1 protein-coding gene is annotated in these 766 nt (G+C 40.7%); it reads right to left on the bottom strand.

Annotation, left to right across the window (positions count from 1 at the left end):
* Positions 1-121: 121 nt before the first annotated feature.
* On the bottom strand, positions 122-766 hold a 645-nt coding region (locus AC1DND_RS28810; RefSeq protein WP_477586384.1), incomplete at its 5' end, for a hypothetical protein.

Below are 766 nucleotides of genomic sequence, written 5' to 3'. Positions count from 1 at the left end.
GAACGCTTGCAGTTCAGGGCAACAATAGAATTATTATGGTGGTAATTTATGTAAAGACATCCGAAGTTCGCATGAGACACAGGCCTATACTCAAACTTCGGATGTCTGGCAACGAACTGAATTAATTCATACCAAATGATCTTACCTGGCCACCACCTGGTCTGTTCTGTCTAAAACGTTTCATCATGTTCTCCATTTTAGTTTTATACTCTTCAGCAGTGATCAGTTTTGCTTTTTTAGGTGCGGTTACATCTTTTGCACTTACATTCCTATATTCGATGCTTTTGGCAATTGAACTATTACCTCTGCCTTCGATCGCTAAAACTGCACCTTCAGTCCACATATTTGGGTTTGGAGAAAAGTCGAACCCCAAATCTTTTGTATACCAGATTTTGGTTTCTTCTACTACGTTTTTATCCATATCCAAGATTTTAATAGCCCTTGTAGATCTTATAATCGCCTGGTGACAGGTAAAACCAATAATCTGTTTAGTAGAATCTGTTTTAATCACTTCTATGGTTGGTGCCGGAGCTGGTTTTGCTGTAGTGGTATCATTAGGATTTCTACCGCCCATTCTCATTGAGCCAATCGGACCAGAAGTAGATAAAGTTAATTTACTCGGCATGTAATATGTCGTATCGTTCAGATCAAAAACCTCCGTAAGGCCCTTATCTGCAAAGGTATAGTAATATTCTCTGTTACCTCCACCACCACCAAAACGCATCATCATACGGCCCATGCCGCCACCGCCACCACCTGCTCCATT

The organism is Pedobacter sp. 01N416, assembly GCF_056399685.1.
Note: the sequence above shows the minus strand (reverse complement) of the source record. Positions and strands in the feature narration are given on the sequence as shown.